At 37.3% G+C, this 16,804-nt stretch carries 13 protein-coding genes; 10 read left to right on the top strand and 3 right to left on the bottom strand.

The features are described from left to right. The first annotated feature begins 79 nt into the window (after positions 1 to 79). The 10 genes from CVT17_RS06990 to CVT17_RS06945 all read left to right on the top strand — a co-directional run bounded on the left by CVT17_RS06990 (position 80) and on the right by CVT17_RS06945 (position 14,322). The gene (locus tag CVT17_RS06990) at positions 80 to 1,240 is read left to right on the top strand and encodes a multidrug effflux MFS transporter (protein ID WP_107770705.1); all 1,161 of its coding nucleotides are present in this window, start codon (positions 80 to 82) and stop codon (positions 1,238 to 1,240) included. Then, a complete protein-coding gene (locus CVT17_RS06985; protein WP_107770706.1) occupies positions 1,233 to 1,871 on the top strand; it encodes a uroporphyrinogen-III synthase in 639 nt (212 codons plus the stop codon). Before CVT17_RS06990 ends, CVT17_RS06985 begins: the two co-directional genes overlap by 8 nt. A gap of 233 nt (positions 1,872 to 2,104) precedes the next feature. Continuing rightward, positions 2,105 to 3,349 (top strand): phosphoribosylamine--glycine ligase, encoded by a 1,245-nt coding sequence (gene purD, locus CVT17_RS06980; RefSeq protein WP_107770707.1) that lies wholly within the window; start codon positions 2,105 to 2,107, stop codon positions 3,347 to 3,349. Next, positions 3,346 to 3,795 carry an RDD family protein gene (locus CVT17_RS06975; protein WP_072595114.1) on the top strand — a complete coding sequence of 150 codons (450 nt, stop codon included), beginning with the start codon at positions 3,346 to 3,348 and terminating at the stop codon, positions 3,793 to 3,795. Before purD ends, CVT17_RS06975 begins: the two co-directional genes overlap by 4 nt. Next, positions 3,788 to 5,947, top strand: coding sequence for an LPS-assembly protein LptD (locus tag CVT17_RS06970; RefSeq protein ID WP_107770708.1), 2,160 nt, complete (start codon positions 3,788 to 3,790; stop codon positions 5,945 to 5,947). Before CVT17_RS06975 ends, CVT17_RS06970 begins: the two co-directional genes overlap by 8 nt. Then, complete coding sequence (locus CVT17_RS06965; protein ID WP_021091548.1) at positions 5,948 to 6,646, top strand: hypothetical protein; 699 nt, start codon at positions 5,948 to 5,950, stop codon at positions 6,644 to 6,646. It abuts the gene before it with no gap. Beyond that, entirely contained in the window at positions 6,636 to 8,834 is a 2,199-nt protein-coding gene (locus tag CVT17_RS06960) for a polyribonucleotide nucleotidyltransferase (protein WP_107858506.1), read from the top strand. The genes CVT17_RS06965 and CVT17_RS06960 overlap by 11 nt, the downstream gene beginning before the upstream one ends. A 17-nt stretch (positions 8,835 to 8,851) precedes the next feature. After that, positions 8,852 to 9,703, top strand: a complete 852-nt coding sequence (locus CVT17_RS06955; protein ID WP_021091781.1) for a universal stress protein — start codon at positions 8,852 to 8,854, stop codon at positions 9,701 to 9,703. A gap of 312 nt (positions 9,704 to 10,015) precedes the next feature. Then, positions 10,016 to 13,633: a DNA polymerase III subunit alpha gene (dnaE, locus tag CVT17_RS06950; RefSeq protein WP_107858505.1), complete on the top strand. Its 3,618-nt coding sequence runs from the start codon at positions 10,016 to 10,018 to the stop codon at positions 13,631 to 13,633. Between the two features lie 14 nt (positions 13,634 to 13,647). After that, a complete protein-coding gene (locus CVT17_RS06945) occupies positions 13,648 to 14,322 on the top strand; it encodes a DUF6882 domain-containing protein (RefSeq protein ID WP_107858504.1) in 675 nt (224 codons plus the stop codon). Here CVT17_RS06945 and CVT17_RS06940 read toward each other — a convergent pair. Genes CVT17_RS06940 through CVT17_RS06930 form a run of 3 tightly spaced genes read right to left on the bottom strand, consistent with a single transcriptional unit; the run spans position 14,319 to position 16,800 of the window. Continuing rightward, on the bottom strand, positions 14,319 to 14,981 hold the full coding sequence (locus tag CVT17_RS06940) for a cysteine hydrolase family protein (RefSeq protein WP_107858503.1): 663 nt from the start codon (positions 14,979 to 14,981) through the stop codon (positions 14,319 to 14,321). The genes CVT17_RS06945 and CVT17_RS06940 overlap by 4 nt on opposite strands. Next, entirely contained in the window at positions 14,978 to 15,967 is a 990-nt protein-coding gene (locus tag CVT17_RS06935) for a sensor histidine kinase (protein WP_107858502.1), read from the bottom strand. Before CVT17_RS06935 ends, CVT17_RS06940 begins: the two co-directional genes overlap by 4 nt. Then, complete coding sequence (locus CVT17_RS06930; protein WP_107858501.1) at positions 15,964 to 16,800, bottom strand: DUF234 domain-containing protein; 837 nt, start codon at positions 16,798 to 16,800, stop codon at positions 15,964 to 15,966. The genes CVT17_RS06935 and CVT17_RS06930 overlap by 4 nt, the downstream gene beginning before the upstream one ends. Positions 16,801 to 16,804 lie beyond the last annotated feature (4 nt).

The raw sequence follows: 16,804 nt of genomic DNA, 5'->3' as shown, positions 1-16,804 counted from the left end.
TAGATCACGTTAAATTTACCCTTAATAACCCAAAAAGCAAAGTCATAATATAATCTTTTTTAAAATTTAAAGAAGAATTATGAAAAAAGAAAATTCCAAACTATTTTTGTTACTATTTTTAGGCGCTCTCTCTGCCTTTGGACCATTTGTTACAGATCTTTATTTGCCAGCACTTCCGGCTATTACCGAGTGGTTTAAAACAAGCGTCACAGCTACACAATTAACGATCACGACATCGATGGCAGGCTTAGCCATAGGTCAGCTCATAGTTGGCCCAATAAGTGATAAATTTGGCCGGAAACTGCCCCTTACCATCTCGCTCATCGTCTATACGATAAGCACTATTTTTATATTTTTCTCGCAAAATATCCAGTTTTTTATCTTTATGAGAATTATTCAAGGGCTTGCAAGTGCAGGCAGCTTGGTTATTTCAAGGGCTGTTGTTAGTGATCTTTATAAGGGCCATGAAATGACTAAATTTTTTAGCCTTATGATGGTCGTAAATGGTCTAGCCCCGATACTTTCACCAATTGGCGGTAGTTTGCTGCTTAAATTTACCGACTGGCGTGGCATCTTTATGGCACTTACTATCATTGGTATTTTACTTTTTATCGCAAACTTTTATTTCAAAGAGAGCTTAAGTCAGTCAAATCGCTTAAAAATGCCTTTGCTAGTGACTTATAGTGTTTTTGGCAAAATTTTAAGAAAGAAAAAATTTATGCTTTTCGTAAGCATTCAGACATTTGCGATGGGTGCGATGTTTGCTTATATAGCGTCATCTTCGTTTATTTTTCAAGAATTTTATTCTCTAAGCCCAGTAAGCTATAGCTTTTGTTTTGCTTCAAATGGTTTAGGGCTTGTTATAGGAGCAAGGCTTGCTAGCCTTTTAAATGAGCGAAAAGCGCTCAAAACTGGGCTTTTTGGTACCTTGTTTGCTAGCATTTTTATTGCTTTCATGCTTTGTTTTAAATTTGAAGTAATCGGCGTCATTATCGCATTTTTCTTATTACTTCTTTTTACAGGATTTGTCTTGCCAACTGCTTCATCGCTAGCTATGAATGAAGGCAGAGAATACGCAGGCTCAGCCTCAGCGATACTTGGATTTTGTCCATTTTTCTTAGGCGGCGTCGTTTCTCCGCTAGTTGGGCTTGGCGATATATTTTATTCGACTTCTATTGTTATTTTAGCCTGCACATTACTTGCTTTGATATCTTTTTTAAGGTTAAAAAGAGTTGCGTAAAATTTATCTTATTTCAAATACAAAAACGGCTGATGAGAGCGTTGTAAATTTAAGCGTTAGCAAGATAGAGTTTTTGAAATTTGAGATAAATTTAAGCGAATTTGACGCGTTTGTAGCAACTTCAAAAAATGCTTTTAAGGCTTTAAAATTTAACAATATAAAAGCAATAAATTTGCCAGTCTTTGTCATCGCAAATAGTTGTGCGGCGGCCGCAAGAGAGTTTGGATTTAGCGAAATTTACACCGGAAAGAACGCTCACGGAGATGACTTTGCAAGAGAAATTTTGCCACTTTTAAAGGGCAAAAAGGTTCTTTATCTAAAAGGTAGAGATAGCGCTTCAAATTTCTTAGAAATTTTGCAAAATGGCGGAGTAAACATAAAGGCGATCATCGTCTATGAAAATGTCTTAAATCCTTGCAAAATGGAGCTAAAACCACCAAAAAATAGTATCTTGATCTTCGCTTCTCCACTAAATGTCAAAAATTTTCTTAGTAATTTTGGCTGGGATGAGAGCTATCAAGTGATAAGTATTGGAAAGGTCACTGCAAAAGAGCTAAAATTTACCGAGCCAATAGTAAGCCAAAGTCAAGATATAAACGCCTGTATCGCGCTTGCCAAAACATTACTTTAAGCAAAGAATTTATATAATTTTATTGCCTGAGTGAAGCGAGTCAGCATTTTACGGGGTCCAACACTTTTTTGTTAGCGAAAAAGTATGGATGCCTTGTGATGTGGCTTCGTTTGAGTCTGAAAAGGCGAGAAGTTGCAACCGTTTGGTATCCATCTATTTGCAAGATTGGCTTTGTTTATGGGCCACTCTTCTATGCGACGCCTACTCGGGTTTTTTAAATTTACGGAGATGAAATGAATATTCTCATAATAGGAAGTGGCGGCCGCGAATACGCCATTGCTCTAAAACTAAAAAACGAAAAAAATATAAATTTATACTTTGCGCCTGGAAATGGTGCGACCTCACGCCTTGGCGAGAATTTAAATATAAAAGACTTTTATGAGCTTGCAAAATTTGCTAAAAAAAATAGTATCGAGCTAACTATCGTGGGACCTGAAGCGCCTCTTAGCGAAGGTGTGGTAGATATATTTAAAAAAGAGGGATTGCTCATATTTGGACCAAGCAAAGCAGCTGCTAGACTTGAAGCTAGCAAAGCCTATATGAAGGACTTTTTGGCTAGAAATAACATAAAAACCGCAAGATATTTAAATACAGATAATAAAGAAAAAGCATTTAAATTTATTGATACCCTAAGCGCGCCGATGGTCGTAAAGGCAGATGGTCTTTGTGCTGGAAAAGGCGTTATCATCGCAAATTCTAAAGAGGAAGCCAAAGAGGCAGTTAGTGACATGCTAAGTGGAGCTAGCTTTGGCGAGGCTGGTAAATTTGTTGTCGTTGAAGAGTTTTTAGACGGCTTTGAGCTAAGTTTTTTTGCTATTTGCGACGGCGAAAATTTTGTAAGCTTGCCAGTGGCACAAGACCACAAACGCCTGCTTGATAACGACGAAGGTCCAAATACTGGCGGTATGGGCGCTTATGCTCCAAGTCCGCTTGCTTCAAAAGAGCTGATAAAAAGGGTCGAAGAAGAGGTTGTAAAGCCAACTTTAAAAGGGATGAAAAACGAGGGTAGTCCGTTTTGTGGAGTACTTTTTGTAGGGCTAATGATCGTGAAAAATGAGCCTTATGTACTTGAGTTTAACGTAAGATTTGGCGATCCTGAGTGCGAGGTATTGATGCCATTAATTGACGGAAATCTAAGCGAAATTTTACTAAATGCTGCAAAGGGCGAGCTAAAGCCTATTAGTTTAAAAGATGAATTTGCAGTTGGCGTTGTGATGGCTAGTAAGGACTATCCGTATAAAAGTAGTCCAAAAGCTAAAATTTCAGTTTTAAATGATGTAAAAGATGCTCACATTGCTTATGCTGGTGTTAGCGAGCAAGGCGGAGAAATTTATGCAGATGGTGGCAGAGTATTAGTCTGCGTAGCCACTGCGAAGAGTATAAAAGAGGCACGTGATAGAGCTTATGAGCTTTGCGAAAATGTAAAATTTGACGGAGCACATTATAGAAAAGATATTGCCTGGCAGGCATTAAAATGAGTATGCAGATAGTTGAAAAACTTGAAAAAGAAGAAATTTCGCTAGCGCCATTTTCAAAAAGAGTGCTAGCTTACTCAATTGATGAATGTATTGTTTCTTTTTTGTTTTTGATCATTTACTGGGATGCCTTTTTGTCGGTTATGAGCTATGATGAAGCCAGAAATTTGACCTTAAATTTCTTTTGGCAAATAGTCGCACTAAAGATTATTTATCATGCATTTTTTGTTTGGTATTATGGTGCGAGTCTTGGACAAATGCTAACAAAGACGATGTGCATTAATGTAGAAATTTTAGATAGACCAAATTTTATTTCAAGCTTGGTAAGAGCGATTTTTAGGTTGGTTAGTGAAGCTTGTTTTTATCTTGGTTTTGCATGGGCATTTGCAAATCCAGCTAGACAGACTTGGCAAGACAAAATAGCAAAAACAGTGGTGATAAATGCGTAAAATTTTATTTTTAGTTCCGATATGTATTTTAAATCTAAGTGCAGCTGTGCAAGATGTGCAGCTTTTGGCTGATGATGTAAAGCAAGATAAAGGCATCGTCACGGCCAATAAAAATGTTGTTGTATATTCACAAGATTATCTTGTGACAGCTGATTGTGCTGTGTATGATCAAAATAATTCGACTATCGAGCTTTTTGGAAATGTCAATATGATGAAAGGAAAGAGTGAAGTCTCTCGCTCAAACTATGCAAAGCTAAATTTAAAAAATAATGACACTGCTTTTGAATCGCTTTTTATGATGAATAAAGACATGGAAGTGTGGATGAGAAGCGATGAAAGTAGCTCTGATAGTGAGTACTATAGAGTAAAAAAAGCGATGGTTTCAAGCTGTAATGTTCAAGATCCTGACTGGAGCATCACCTCAAGCTCAGCTATGCTAAATAAACAAAGCAAATTTTTACACCTTTTTAACCCAGTCTTTCGTATAGCTAATGTGCCAGTTTTTTATTTGCCATATTTTGGTTTTTCAACAGATACCACAAGAAGAACAGGTCTTTTGCCGCCTGAGCTTGGATACGGAAAATCTGAAGGCTTTTATTACAAACAACCGATTTATTTTGCACCTTATAATGAGTGGGACTTCGAGCTTGATCCGCAGATAAGAACAAACAGAGGTGCTGGAATTTATGGTGCGTTTAGATTTACTGAGTCGCCTGATTCAAGGGGCGAAATCAGCTTTGGATCATTTACTGATAAAAACAGCTACCAAGCCAAGCAAAAAGGAGAGACTTCAAATAAGGCTGAACTAAAAAATAAAACACATAAAGGCATCGGACTAAAATACGAAAGAGATAAGCTTATAAGATACCTTAGCGAAGCGGATTTGCAAGAGGGAATTTGGATAGATGCAACAAAGCTAAATGATATAGATTATTTAAATTTAAAGGGCAGAGACGATGATTATGATTCGCTTGTAACTTCTAAATTTAACTATTTCATCGCAAACGACGATCATTATTTTGGTGCTTATGCAAAATACTACATAGACACTGAAAAAATTGGCTCAAAAAATGAGAACAAAGACACGCTTCAAGAGCTTCCATCGCTTCAGTATCATAAATTTACAGATGATATTGTCTTGCCAAATATCTTATATTCACTCGATCTTCAGTCACATAGATATGATAGAAAGATAGGCGTTAGAGCGACTCAGTATGAATTTACACTTCCAGCTTCAGTGCATGTGCCACTGCTTGATGATAGCTTAACGTTTTCGTTTTACGAGTATCTATACGCTTCAAGAATAAATTACGAGAATAAGATAAATTCATTTGATGATAAAAGAGAAGATAAGCATACAAATTTTGTAAATAATTACCACAAATTTACCATTCACACTGATCTTGCAAAAGCGTATGAAAGCTTTTATCACACTCTAAATTTTGGAGCTGAATATCTACTACCAGGCTATAGAAAAGGAAATTTAGATGATGAGTTTATCTATGATAAAAATCTAAATGAGTATGAAAATTTCTTGACTCAAGAGCAGAGTAAGGAAGAAATTTCTGGTTATTTGACTCAGTATTTCTTTAACTCTAATGGTAGAAAGATTATAAAACATAGTATTTCTCAAGGATATTACACAAAAAAAGATGAATATTCGAATTTAAAAAATGCTATCTATCTATATCCATTTGAAAATTTAAGCCTTTATAATAAGCTTGAGTATTCACACAAGAGCAAAGAGCTAAAAAAGGTACAAAGCGGATTTTCATACACAAATGATCTATTTTGGCTAAATATGCTTCACACCATGAAGAAAAATGATAGCAAAATAAAAAATAGTGCGACAAAAGATAGCTATTTTACAAGTGGTCTTGGAGTAAAATTACCTCATCAGTATAGTCTTATTGGTGGCTGGCAATATGATATTGAGCGAAGTTACACAAAAAGCTGGAGAGTTGGCGTGCTTCATCAAAGAAAATGCTGGAATTACGGGATAATTTATCAACAAGATGTAGAGCCAACAACAACAATAAACGGCTCAGCGTCAACTAGAAAAAATGGTATTTATTTCACGATAAATTTCTATCCAATGGGTGGTTTGCACTATGACTTCTCACAAAGTAGCACAAAATCGAGTGCCAACTAAATGATAACGGCTAAATTTAAGGATCAATTAGAAGCAGCTAGCAAGCTAATTGAAATTTTGCCAAAAAAAGAGCTCGTAGATAAAAAGACGATAGTTGTTTGTATGTCGCTTGAGTCAGTTATACTCACAGATGCAGTTTGTAGAAGTTTAAATTTAAGCTACGAGATGCTCTTTAGCGAGCCAATACCTGCGCCAAATAATAGCGAATGTGATGTTGCAATAGTTAGCGAGACAGAAGATATAGTATTAAACGATAAACTTATAAAAGCTTTTAATATAAGCTATGACTATATTTACGGCGAAGCACATAGAAAATATGAAGAAAAAATTTTAAAAAACGTTTATAAATACCGAAAAGGAAATTTGATAGGAGAGCTAAAAGATAAAAATATTTTACTAATCGATGAGGGGTGCGAGACTGGTATGACGGCACTCATTTGCATAAAGACGTTGCTTGATGTGAAGGTAAAATCCATCTCATACGCAACGCCAGTGATTGCTACTGATGTCTTTACAAATTTAAATGATATGGTTGATGAAATTTACACGATAAATAAGATCGTTGATTTTATCGATGTGGATTCGTATTACGAGAAAAAGATCGAAGCTACGAGTGAGCGTATCATGTCAATATTAGAAGAGAGCCCTTATTATTTGCCGTTACAAAAACAACAAGGAGATAAAAATAATGCAATATAGTATAGAAGTCAATAATCAGGTTGAAATTTTTGACCTTAATAAAGTAGCAAAACAAGCTAGCGGAGCGGTACTTTTAAGGGTGAAAAATACCGTAGTTTTAGCAACTGTTGCAAGAGAGGACACACAAGTTGAGGAGGATTTTTTACCTCTAACGGTGCAATACATTGAAAAAGCTTACGCCGCTGGAAAAATTCCTGGCGGTTACGTTAAGCGTGAGACAAAGCCAGGCGACTTTGAAACGCTAACAGCTCGCATCATTGATAGATCTCTTAGACCACTCTTTCCAAAAGGTTACGCATATCCAACTCAAATCGTTGTAATGGTGCTTTCAGCTGATCCTGAGGTTGATTTGCAAGTTGTGAGCCTAAATGCGGCTTCAGTTGCGTTGTATCTTAGCGACATCCCAGTAAATCGCCCAGTTTGTGGCGTTAGAGTTGGCTACATAGATGAAAAATTTGTGATCAACCCAAGCAACTCTGAACTAAAACAAAGTGCGATAGATCTTTATGTAGCTGGCACAAAAGATGAGCTTTTGATGATCGAGATGAGAAGCTTGCCTCAGCAAACTACGCAGCTTATCCCAATGGTTGCGATTGAGCCGATGATAGATCCGAGCTTAAGTGACAGCATGGCTCAAAAACAGCTAATGAATGAATTTAGCGAAGATATGATGGTTGAGGCGATTGATTTTGCTGGTAAGGCGATATTAAGAGCTAGTAGCGCTTATGAAGAAGCATTTAAAGAGCATAAAAAAGAAGACGCTGTGCTTGAGCTAAAACCTGAGATAGAAAATGAAAATATCGCTATTTATATCGATAAATTTTATAAAGCTGAAGTCAAAAATGCTATCAATCAAATGGCAAAAAGCGAGCGCGCGAGCGAACTTAGCAAGATCGCGAAACAAATTTCAAGCGATGAGGTAGCACAAAAAGAGGGTTGGGACGAGGCTGTTATCACAAATGTCCTTGGTAAATATAAAAAGAAAATCGTTAGAGAGCAGATAATAAATGAAGGCGTAAGAGCTGATGGGCGTGGTCTTGAAGAGGTTAGGCCTATTAGTATTGAGACAAATGTGCTTCCAAATGCACATGGCTCATGCCTCTTTACAAGAGGACAGACGCAGGCTTTGGTTGTCACTACTCTTGGCACTGACAGCGACGCTCAAATGTATGACATCCTCACTGAAAAAGTACCTTTTGTAGAGAAATTTATGTTTAACTACAATTTTCCAGGCTTTAGCGTAGGTGAGGCAAGCCCACTAAAAGCTCCTGGTAGACGCGAGCTTGGACATGGAAATTTAGCCAAACGTGCCCTTGCGCCAAGTATCGATCTAGCTTCTCCATACACAATAAGAGTCGTTTCAGAAATTTTAGAGAGTAACGGCTCAAGCTCGATGGCTAGCGTTTGTGGTGGCTCGCTCGCACTTAGAGCAGCTGGCGTAAATACTTTAAAACTTGTCGCAGGTGTCGCTATGGGATTAATATTTGAAGGCGATAAGCATGCAGTGCTAACAGATATCATGGGACTTGAAGATCATGACGGTGACATGGACTTTAAAGTAGCAGGTACAAGTGATGGCATCACAGCGCTTCAGATGGATATTAAGCTTGGTGGCATTAGTTTAGAAGTGCTAAAAGAGGCACTTTATCAAGCAAAACGTGGTAGAGGACATATCTTATCTTTGATGACAGAAGCGGATAAAAATATAGAAATAAATGAAGATGTGCTTCCAAAGCTTGAATTATTTAGTGTCGATCCAAGCAAAATCGTAGACATCATCGGACAAGCTGGCAAGACTATAAAAGAGATCATTGAGAAATTTGAAGTCTCAATCGATCTTGATAGAGAAAAAGGCGAGGTGAAAATCGCAGGTGGAGCAAAGAAAAATGTCGATGCTGCAAAAGACTACATCATCTCTATCACTTCAAAAGACAATGGACGTTCATTTGGCAAAAAGCCTTTTAAACACGACAAAGAGCGTTCAAAACCAAATTTTAATATCGGTGATGAGTTTTTGGGAACTGTAAAGAGTGTGGTTGATTTTGGTGTGTTTATCGAGCTAAAAGATGGCATTGATGGCTTGCTTCATATCTCAAAGATAAAAGCTCCATTAAATATAGGCGACCAGGTCAAAGTATGTGTGAGCGAGCAAAAAGGAAATAAAATTTCGCTCTCTTTGGTTGAATAAATTTTAAAGGACAGATGATGAAATACAAAAAGTTGCTTTTTCCAATAGGAGCTGGAGACGATATCGAGCCAAGAATTTATGGTGCCCTAAAGGTTGCTCAGTGGTTTAACACACATATGGAAATTATGACTTGTCAGCTTGACCCAAGCGTAGTTTATAATATGAAAATGACGCTTCGTGGAGGAGTGCTTTTTGAAGAATTTCTAAAATCAGCTAAATCTGAACTAGCTGTCGAGCATGAAGAGAATGAGAAAATTTTCAATAAAATTTGTGCCGAGCTTGGCATAAAAGTAACTAGTGAAATCATTGAAGACGTTTGCACCGCAAATTTTACGATTCACAGCGGCAAAAGAAGCGCGATAGTGGAGCAAGAGAGTAAATTTTGCGATCTAGTAGTGGCTGCAGTGCCACTTGATGGAAAGATCACTGGTACATTTGAGTCAGCTGTTTTAAAAAGCGGTAAAAATGCGATTGTAATCCCTAGAAAAATGCGTGAGTTTAAAGCCGATAATATCCTTGTTAGCTGGACTGGCACGACGCAAAGCTCAAGGGCATTAACAGGCTCGATTGATCTTTTAAAAAAGGCAAAAAAGGTTCAGTGCATTACCTCAAAAGCAAGCCTTGGAGATAATGCTGAACTAAATCTTAAAAAGCTTGAAGAGTACTTCAAAATTCATGGCATATCAGCCACTTTTGAAGTGATTGCTACTACGATGATACCTGGCGAAGCACTTTTAAAAGCAGCTATTGATAGAAACGCTGATCTAATCGTTGCTAGCAGATATGGTGAAAATGGTCTTATGGAAATGGTGCTTGGTGGCACTTCAAGATTTTTCTTAGAACACACAAATATCCCAGTTTATTTATAATGGATTGCGGCTTAGTCCGCGATCTAATTCTTTTTCACTCTTATAGATTTTAAAATTCCATTCACTCGCAAGAATTGACTACTAAATTTTGGCTTCACTGACCGCTTAACTCAACTTTTAGAGCCGAAATTACTCGTTCATGAAATTTTAAAATTTACAAGACCTTAATAGCATAGTGCGTCAGATGACAGCGCGCTTCGTTCTTAGCCACAAACTACAAAATCTTTAAATTTTAAAGCTCACGTTAAGTTTTTATCAAGCACCTTATTAGCCAAAATTTTGTAAAATCCACTCATTAAAAAAGGATAAAAAATGAGTGAAAATTCTAGCTTTACACACCTACATTTACACACTGAATACTCCCTACTAGACGGAGCAAACAAGATAAAAGAGCTAGCTCATGTGCTTCATGATAGAGGCGACACAGCAGCGGCGATTACTGATCACGGCAATATGTTTGGAGCGATAGATTTTTACAAGGCGATGAAAAAAGAGGGTATAAAGCCGCTAATTGGCATTGAAGCTTACGTGCATAATGGCGAGCAGCTTGATGATAAGAGTACTAAGCAGCGCTTTCACCTTATACTAATCGCCAAAAACGAGACTGGCTATAAAAATTTAATGTATCTTAGCTCCATGAGCTACATCGAGGGCTTTTACTACTATCCTCGTATAAATAAAAAAATATTAAAAGAGCACAGCGAGGGCTTGGTTTGTAGTTCTGCTTGCTTGCAGGGCGAGGTGAGTTGGCATCTAAATTTAAGCGATCGTAACGTCAAATTTGGCGCAAAGGGCTATGAGAGAGCAAAAGAGGTCGCACTTGAATATAAAGAAATTTTTGGAGATGACTTTTATCTTGAGATCATGCGTCACGGCATCGGCGATCAAAAACGCATTGATGATGACATTTTACGCATCGCCAAAGAGACTGGCATAAAGGTCATCGCCACAAACGATACTCACTACACTTTTAAAGAGCGAGCTGACGCGCATGAGGTTTTTATGTGTATCGCGATGAACAAAACTTTAGATGATCCAAACCGACTTCGCCACAGCGTCCATGAGTTTTTTGTAAAAAGCAAAGAGCAGATGAGTGAGCTATTTTTAGATATCCCTGAAGTGATAGAAAATACCCAAGAGATCGTGGATAAGTGCAACCTTGAGATCAAGCTTGGCAACCCAACTCCGCCAAATTTTAAATTTACACTTGAGTATGCTAAAGAGAGAAATTTAACACTTCCAGAGCCTGAAAATAGATATAGCTTTAAAAATGATGCTATTTTTTTTGAGTATGAATGTAGAAAAGGTCTTGAAGAGAGGCTAAAATTTGTCCCTGAAAATTTACATGACGAATACAAAAAGCGCCTTGAGATAGAGATTGGCATCATAAATAAAATGAATTTTCCAGGCTACATGATGATCGTTTGGGACTTCATAAATGAGGCTAAAAGTAGAGGCGTGCCAGTTGGCCCAGGACGTGGTTCTGCGGCTGGTAGCTTGGTTGCTTACTCGCTAAAGATCACTGACCTTGATCCGATCCCATACAACCTACTTTTTGAGAGGTTTCTAAACCCAGAGCGTGTTAGCATGCCAGATATCGACGTGGATTTTTGCCAAAGTAGGCGCGGCGAGATAATTGACTATGTTACGCAAAAATACGGAAAATTTAACGTTGCTGGCGTTATTACCTTTGGTAAATTGCTTGCAAAAGGTGTCATTAGAGACGTTGCTAGAGTTTGTGATATGCCTTACGCCGAAGCCGATGCGATGGCAAAGCTAATACCTGATGAACTTGGTATTACGCTAAAAGATGCTTATGAAAAAGAGCCAAAGATAGCTGAGCTAATAAGTCAAAATCCAAAGGCTGCTAAAATTTGGAAATTTGCACTTGATCTTGAGGGGCTAAACAGAAATGCCGGCCAGCACGCAGCAGGTGTCGTTATCTCAAATGAGGAGCTGTGGAATAAAACTCCGCTATTTCGTCAGCCAAATAGCCCAGAAGATCGATATGTTACGCAGTATAGCCTTAAATATCTTGAGGATGTGGATTTAATAAAATTTGACTTTCTTGGACTAAAAACACTAACGGTTATCGATAATGCCATAAAGCTGGTAAAACAACGAACTGGCAAGGACATCATTTGGGAGCAGATCGATAAAAACGATTCTAATGTTTATAAAATGATACAAAGCGGCCAAGCGATAGGAATTTTCCAAATCGAGGGTGAGGGCATGAGAAAGCTAGGAACTAGCTTGCGCCCAGACTGCTTTGAGGATATCGTCGCGATGCTAGCACTCTACCGCCCAGGACCGATGGAGAGTGGTATGCTTGATGACTTCGTCAAAAGAAAACATGGCGAGGCCGAGATAACCTACTCATTTAAAGAGCTTGAGTCAATCCTTGCGCCAACATACGGCGTCATCGTCTATCAAGAGCAAGTTATGCAAATCGTTCAAGCTATAGGCGGCTTTAGCCTTGGTGGGGCGGACCTTGTACGTCGTGCGATGGGTAAAAAGATCAAAGAAGAGATGGACAGACTAAAGGGTGAGTTTGTAAAAGGTGCTGAGGCAAAAGGGCTAAATGGACAAAAAGCAGACGATCTTTTCGAGCTAATTGTAAAATTTGCGGGATATGGCTTTAATAAATCTCACTCCGCAGCTTACGCTTATGTTACCTTTCAAACTGCTTATCTTAAGGCTTACTATCCGGCTGAATTTATGGCTGCACTTCTTACAAGCGAAGAGAGCAACGTCGATAAGATCGTTCGCTATATCGATGAGATAAAACGCATAAATATAGACACTTTGCCACCATCTATCAATAAATCAACTAAAGAATTTAGCGTCGTTAAAAATGGCGATCATGACGGCATTATCTTTGGGCTTGGTGCGATTAAAGGCGTTGGCGGAGCGGCTATTGAAAACATTATCACTGAGCGTGAAGCAAATGGCGAATTTAAGAGTATGGATGACTTTGTCTCAAGGATCGATCCATTTAAGGTCAATAAAAAGGTCTTTGAAAGCCTCATAAAAGCTGGATGTTTTGATGAGTTTGGCTTTAGTCGTAAGATGCTTATGCAAAATGTAGAAAATATCATAGAAGCTTGCAAAAGTGCTGCTCAGATCCGTAAAAATGCTGTTGAGAGCTTATTTGGCGAAGATGAGAGCATGAACGATGTGAAGATAAATTTTGTCACGATAAATGATGAATTTGACATCAAGCAAATTTTAAAATTTGAGCAAGAGAGTGTTGGTATCTACCTCTCAGGCCACCCGCTTGATGATTATAAAGATGAGATTAATAAGATAAAATACACTCTAAGCTCAGAATTTGAGAGCTTGCCGCAAAGCGCTGAAATTTTAGTCGTTGGTAAGATCGAGGACTTTAGCACAAGGATAACCAAAAGTGGCAAGAAAATGGGCACTATAAACGTGCTTGATTTTCACGGAAATATCGAGATCGCAGTCTTTGAAAGAGAGCTTGGCAACATCGAAGATATAGTAAAAGATGAAGCAAAACGCGACCTACCTTATGCTTTTAGGATAAATATCACAAAAGATGATCAATTTGTAAGGACAAATTTAAACGAGGTTTATAGCCTAGAAGATGCGCAAAATTTAGACTTTAAAACAAGAAAGCTAAAACAAAACTCTAAATTTTCTAAAAATGAAGAGGCGAGCGCCCCTCAAAAAGCAAGAGAGTATGCTGAGCTAGAGGTACTTTTATGCCTTAGTGAGCTTAGCAAAGATAAGATCACTAATCTTTATAATCTTGGCTATAACGAACATATAAAAAGTGGCACACACAACGATAAACGCCTTGTTATTAAGATAAAAAATGAAAATACGGCTCAAATTTTTGTCTATAAGACAAAATTTGTTGTAAATGACAGCTTTAAAGAAAAAGCACTTCAAGCAATAGCTTGCTAATACCCGGAGAAGCGATGTTTTTAGATAAGCTTGGCGTAGATAAAAGTAACTGGAGCGAGCTTTTTAGCGCATGTGTTGGCAAAGCGACATTACTTCAAAAATGTGCATTTAAGCTACTTGTTGAAGGTAGCAACTGGCAGGTTGATTTTGATAGTGGCAAAATTTACTTTGATGGGCGTGAGTTTGACATGCAGTTTATTGGCTCTGAAAGCTTCTCGTCAAATACGTGGCTTTGGGGTTATGAAAATATAAATGGCTTTGATGAGAGGTTACTTGAGCTTGCAAATAAAGCACGTGAGTTTGGCGAAAAATTTGGGCTTAGTGCATTTAGTACGCCACAATTTGAGCTAGATGAAAATTTTAATGGTCACACGATTAGTATGATTCTTTGCACCGCTTTTGATGAACAAAATTATTATAGGATAGAGTACGAGGGCGGAGCTGCGTATGTGGCTTTTAGATCAGATGTGGTCTTTGAAGAGCCAGTGCTAGCAAATGAGCTTTTGAGCGTAGTAAATGAGTGTTTAAGCACTTACGAACTAGATCACAAAATCTTTATAAAAGGACTTTTGCTAAGCTGTGATATGAAATTTAGCGAAAGTCCTAATGAGATCGTAGCGAATAAAAACGAGCTTAGCTTTAAATTTGACGAGCTAAATAGGCTCATAAATATTTCAAGTAAGCTTTAAAATTTAATACTCTTTACCACATCAGCACCAAGTGCTAGCTTCATATGAAGAGAAAACATCTCGTGGTAAAAATCGCCATTGTGTCCTGGTATGTCATATGTTTGCGTAAGATCAAACGGCACGATAACTCTTGATTTTTTATTGTATTCATTGGCTCGTAGTTTAAGATAACTAACGCACTGATAAACGCACATATCAGTGCAATCTCCGGTAATAACAAAAGTATCAATTTGTGGGTTTTGCTCTAAAAATTTCTCAAATTCTTTATTAAATGCGATGCTTAAAGAGTTTTTATAAAATGTCTTGAACTCTTTAAAAAAGCTTAGATTCTCTATCTCTTTTACGGTTTTTATCTCATTTGTATCAAGTATAGCATGTGGCAAAAAGTTCTCAAATTCTTTTGAATCACTGGTGTGCCTATCTTCTATAAGGATAAAATTTCTAAAGCCAAAATCTTTCCACGCTCTATCAAAAAGTGTTGCGATCCCTTTTGATAAAGCAGCTACTCTTTGACTAGCGAGCGCGCCACTGCCAGCAAATGCTTCTATCATATCGATACAGATAAATGCAACGTTTTTTGCTCCATTGTTTGAAATTTCTCTCAGATCAAGCGTTTGAAGAGATTTTTTAAAAGCCTCAAGTTCGTTTTGTATGTTCATTCTTTCTCCTTTATTGGTAAATTTATGCAAAATGTTTTTGGATTTAGTGTGATCTCGATACTGCCTTTGTGAGCCTCTATGATCTGCAAGCAAAGGTGCAGTCCAAGGCCGTTTCCTTTTAGCTTGCTACTTTTAAATGGCTCAAAGACTATGGCTTTATCTTTGATAGGCTCACCACTATCATAAATGATAAATTTATGCTCACTTGGTGTTTTTTCATAGCTTAAAATGATCTCTCCTTCATCATCATCGCTCTCTTCGATGGCATCAATGGCGTTAAATAAAATATTTTGAAAGACGATGGCTAGCAGATTAAGATCGCCCGTATATTTGCCATCTGGAAATTCTAGGCTAAATTTAATATCCTTTGAATAGTCGTAAAAATTTATAGCCTCTTCGCACTCTTTTTTAAGCTGCGAGAAGTCAAAAATTTGTGCATTTATGTTAAGACCCTTTGTAAAAAGTAGAGTGGCTTTGATTATGCGTTCGACTCGCCATGTAGCTTTTTGTATTTGATTTACGATAGGCTTTGTGCGCTCATCAGCTCTTTTAAGTAGAGTTGAAGCTAAAAGCGAGATGGAGCCTACTGGATTTCTGATCTCGTGGGCTAGGTGAGCTGCTACTTGGCCCATAGAGGCAAGGCGCTCGGTGCGTTTTTCTACTGTTATATTTGTTGCGGAGATTATTAGTTTATTGTCTTTAGAGCTTGTTTTAAAAAGATAAATTTGTCCATCTACATTTATCTCGCCCTCTTTTTTTGGTATCTCTTTAAAAATTTTACCAAGCCTTACTGCTTCTGAGTTTTGTAAAAAGATCTCATCATTTTCATCTAACACCCAGATAGCATTTGGCAAAATTTCTACAATATCTTTAATGAAATTTTGCAAGCTTGCGTAAGATGATGTTAAATTTTTATATTCATTTTCTATCAGATAAGTCTGCTCTATCAGGCTTTTTAAGCCAGCTTGGATATCGTGTTCGTTCATTTTAAAAGTTCCTCAAAATCGCTAATTTCATAAAGCTTTAGCCTTTCATCCTTTAAATTTCTTAGCTCGCTACTAAATCCACTCTTTGAAAAAAGAGCAATAATATCTGGCTTAATATTTAGTTTTTCGCATTTTTTTAATAGTAAATTTAGCACGTTTTTGCAAACCTTTCTCTCTTTGTATTTTGCCTCGCCGACTATGATCTTGCCACCTATATTTAATAGCATATCAAGCTCTATATTTCTGCTCCAAAAGCTACTTAAAAATATGCCATTAATCATAAATTTTTTTGCCATGAGCTCACCGCACAAAATTTCAAATCCAAGGCTTGCATATTCGTCAAATTCCTTTTTTATAATGGCTAAAATTTCATCATTTTTACCAGCTTTTAGTAAGCTTAAATTTGGCTCTATAAATCTAAACCAAAACCTTGAAAAATGGCTATTAAAATGTATTTTATCTTCAACTTTATAGCCCCTTTCTTCTTTTTTTAGCATTTGTTTTTTTGATCTTTTTGGCAGTACTTCTCTACTTTTTTCTAGCAGTAAAAAATTCTTTTCAAAAAGCTTTGCGTAGACTTTGCTAGCTAGGCTTTGAGGTAAAATTTTATTTACGCTAAATTTTTTTCTATCGCTTCGTGCGAGTTTTATGAGGGCAGATTTTATAGCATCGTTTGTATCGGATTCGAAGTAAAATCTTGGCATCAAGGCTAAGAAATTGTTTAAAATTTCAGCCTCGATCGCTTCAAAAACATCATAATATGAGTGCTTTAAATCAAACTCATCAAAGACGAGATGAAATTTAATAAGTTCATTTATATCAAGGTGTTTCATTCGC

The organism is Campylobacter concisus (assembly GCF_003048775.2).
Classification (GTDB): domain Bacteria; phylum Campylobacterota; class Campylobacteria; order Campylobacterales; family Campylobacteraceae; genus Campylobacter_A; species Campylobacter_A concisus_I.
The sequence above is the reverse complement of the archived record's forward strand: the minus strand, read 5'-3'. Positions and strand labels throughout refer to the sequence as shown.